Annotated in this window: 3 protein-coding genes and 1 pseudogene; 2 read left to right on the forward strand and 2 right to left on the reverse strand. The window is 61.2% G+C overall.

What is annotated here, in order from left to right:
- Both RDN59_RS11835 and RDN59_RS11840 read left to right on the forward strand, forming a co-directional pair.
- Window positions 1-454: LysR family transcriptional regulator substrate-binding protein (locus RDN59_RS11835; RefSeq protein WP_308608006.1), on the forward strand; the 454-nt coding region annotated here is incomplete at its 5' end.
- Window positions 455-637: 183 nt separating this feature from the next.
- A complete protein-coding gene (locus tag RDN59_RS11840; RefSeq protein ID WP_308608007.1) occupies window positions 638-1,561 on the forward strand; it encodes a type IV toxin-antitoxin system AbiEi family antitoxin domain-containing protein in 924 nt (307 codons plus the stop codon).
- Window positions 1,562-1,649: 88 nt separating this feature from the next.
- Here RDN59_RS11840 and RDN59_RS11845 read toward each other — a convergent pair whose 3' ends face one another.
- Window positions 1,650-2,372, reverse strand: coding sequence for a sulfite exporter TauE/SafE family protein (locus RDN59_RS11845; RefSeq protein WP_308608008.1), 723 nt, complete (start codon window positions 2,370-2,372; stop codon window positions 1,650-1,652).
- A 24-nt stretch (window positions 2,373-2,396) separates the two neighbouring features.
- Window positions 2,397-2,845 (reverse strand): annotated as a pseudogene (locus RDN59_RS11850) (TIGR03089 family protein); the annotation flags it as partial.

Genomic DNA, 2,845 nt, shown 5'->3' on the forward strand with positions numbered 1-2,845 from the left:
CCCGACGCGCAGAGAGGTGGCCTCCTTGCCGCTGGGCCCGATTCCGGTGCGCGCCTGGGTGCCGCCGACGCACCCGCTGGCGCTGGAGTGCGCGGGTTCGACAACCGTGGATGTCGAGCGCTTGCTGCAGGAGAATGTGGCGCTGCCCTCGCGGCGCAGTGTGTCCCGCGGGGTGGTGGATTCCTTCGTGGGCACGGCTGGCTATGCCTTAGGCTCGCACGTGGAGTGCGATGATACGGCGACGCTATGCGCCTTGGCGCGTGCCGGGCGAGCCGTAGCTTTAATGACGGAGCTGCAGCCGGCGCGGCTGGTGGGCTTTGATGTCGTCGATGGCGAGCGCATCCTAGGCGGTGTGCCGCTGGTCGCGGCCTGGTCCCCGGGGCACTTTGCGGGGCAGGATATAGCGCAGATTGCTCGGCGGTTCCGTAGTTTTATTGAGGGCTCGCTGCGCTAGGGCCCGCTTTTTGGCGCTGGGCGGTGATACCTCTTGCTCGCTTCAAGGAGATAACTGCCGTTGTTGCCAAAGTTCTGGCCAGATCTTGAATCAGAGGCTATAACTTTGGCAGATCAGGCAGTTGCTCGGCACGTGGTAGGGCGCCATGTTAGCGTGGAGTCCTACTTTCCGGGGGGAAATGACATGAACCATGGCATCGTGCGCGGTCTATCCAAAGGTGCACTTGCAACTCGTGTGAGCCGTGGGGAGATTACACGACTTGCCAAGGGACTCTACGTCTGGGGCAGGCCCGAGCCTTTAGAGCTTTTGAAGCTGTTGCAGGAGAACCGGCCATTCCTCAAGGCGACAGGTACAACGGCAGCCCAGGTACTCCTTGGCAAGCCTGTCACTTTTCCACTGAGGCTCGCCAGCGTGGAGAGGATGCCGAAATCAACCTTCTATGTGCACTCTCGGGTGAGCGTCACTAGCTTTGTGACTTTGTCGGGGATCCGGATTCTCAATCCTCTTGTCGCCATGAAGTCTGTTACCCCTGAGCTGGGGATTCGCGTCTTTGAATCCATCTATTCCTCGAAGGCGGGGCGTGCTCGCTTGGACAGCCACCGCGAAGCACTCAATGTCACCCCTGTCGCCAGCCAACGGATGCTGGAACAAGCCGCGTTGTTCACGGATTCCGGTGCGGAGGTCAAGGTGGCTAAGGGATTGAAAAGGCGTGGGCTCAAGGTTGAGTGCAACGTTGTTATCGGCCACTACACCTGGGACATCGTGCTCCCAGAGCTCAAGGTTGCGGTTGAAATCAACGGGATGAAATTCCATTCCCAGCAAGAGGCATGGCTGCGGGACCATTGGAAGAACAATGAGGGCGCACTGATTGGGTGGTTAACTCTGCGCTACACAGGTCATTGTGTGGCACATCATCTGGACTATGTCATCGACCAGATAGCCAATGCCAGGAATCCGGATTTTGAGAAGCGCTACTTCAAATTCATCGGCTTCTGGCATGAGGGAGTGTTGCCGCCCAAGCCCAAGCCATGGGAATACAGCGAGCACTTGGGGTATTTGCCGCCTGAACCGCCCGACGTCCCGCAGCCGCCCAACTGCCCTAGATGACGAAGTTATTGCCAGATCTTGAATCAGCGGCGATAACTTTGGCAGATCGGGCAGTGTGGAGCGAGGTCCTGGCAGTAGGACGCGGGCGCTAGGCAGCCACGAGCCCCTCAACAATAAGCGCCACGGCCGCGCTGATAGCCACGACGATGACGATGCGGTTGAGCACCCTGGCATTGATGAATTGGTTGAGGTAACCGGCGGCGATGAGCCCCACGATGGCCACCGGCAGGTATGCTGCAGCGGCGGTGAGCTGCAGGCTGGTGATTTGCCCGCTGAGGGCCAAAATTGTCAGCGAGATGGTGCAGCCGATGATGAACGTGCCCGACAAGGTGCCACGGATGCGGGCTGGGTCGTAGCCCTTCATAACTAAGGCCATGGGCGGACCACCGATAGAGGTCGATGTGCCCAAGAATCCGGAGGCAACGCCCGCCACCGCGATGTTGGTGGTGGTGCGCTTAGGTGACCAGCCGAGGCTGGACAAGGTCATGGCGAAGATGACGGCGCAACCGATGAAAATGGACAGCCCGCGGTGGGAGAGGGAGGCAATCGCCCACGCGCCGAGCAGCGAGCCGGGTATTCGTGCGATGGAAGAGATGGCCACGATGTCCCAGGACACCGCCGAGCGCGCTTTGAGCATCGTGGTAGTTGAGATGACGAAGGCCAGCAGGAGAATGAGCGTGGGAACCAGCTCTGGCTTGATCAGCGCCAAGATCGGGGTGGCGATGGTGCCCAGTCCGAATCCGATGGTTCCCTGGCAGATAGTGCCCACGAGGATGAGCACGCCGATGAAGATATAGAGCCAGCTGAACATTGCTCCACTATCTCACGGCGCCGCCTAGGCGCGGACGGTGACCTTCTCGTTTTCCGCGATCTCCCCCAAGCGGTCGGCCGAGCACAGGCCTGCCACGATGACGGCGGAGCCTCCCGCAGCCAGCGGTTTGAGGACGGCCTGCTGGAAGGAGGTAGTGTCCGTCCAGCCCTGTGAAAGCACGCGCTCAGCGGCCATGTCAGTGGGGAAGAGCTCCGGAAGCGGAGTGGTGGAACCATAGAAGTGATCGCCGTAAAAGCGCACCGTGGGGCCGAAGTCGATGGTGCCGAGCGGCAACTCGCCGCCGCTTTCGACAACGCCGCGGCCAAAAGGATCCTGGGTGACCAGCACCGTGTCGACCAGTGGGGTAGAAGCCGAGCCGGCGTTGGCCTCGAGGTAGGCCTCCGGAGAGGTGAACACTACGGCGATATCTTCGGCGTGCGGGGGGCGGGGGGGGGCGCCCGCGCGGCCGCGGC

This window comes from uncultured Corynebacterium sp. (genome assembly GCF_902489365.1).
In the GTDB taxonomy this organism is placed as follows: Bacteria; Actinomycetota; Actinomycetes; order Mycobacteriales; family Mycobacteriaceae; genus Corynebacterium.

What these genes read in the sequence shown, in the direction of transcription:
- RDN59_RS11840 (WP_308608007.1), top strand. Translation starts at nt 638, where the DNA reads ATGAACCATGGCATCGTGCGCGGTCTATCCAAAGGTGCACTTGCAACT.
- RDN59_RS11845 (WP_308608008.1), bottom strand. Translation starts at nt 2,372, where the DNA reads ATGTTCAGCTGGCTCTATATCTTCATCGGCGTGCTCATCCTCGTGGGC.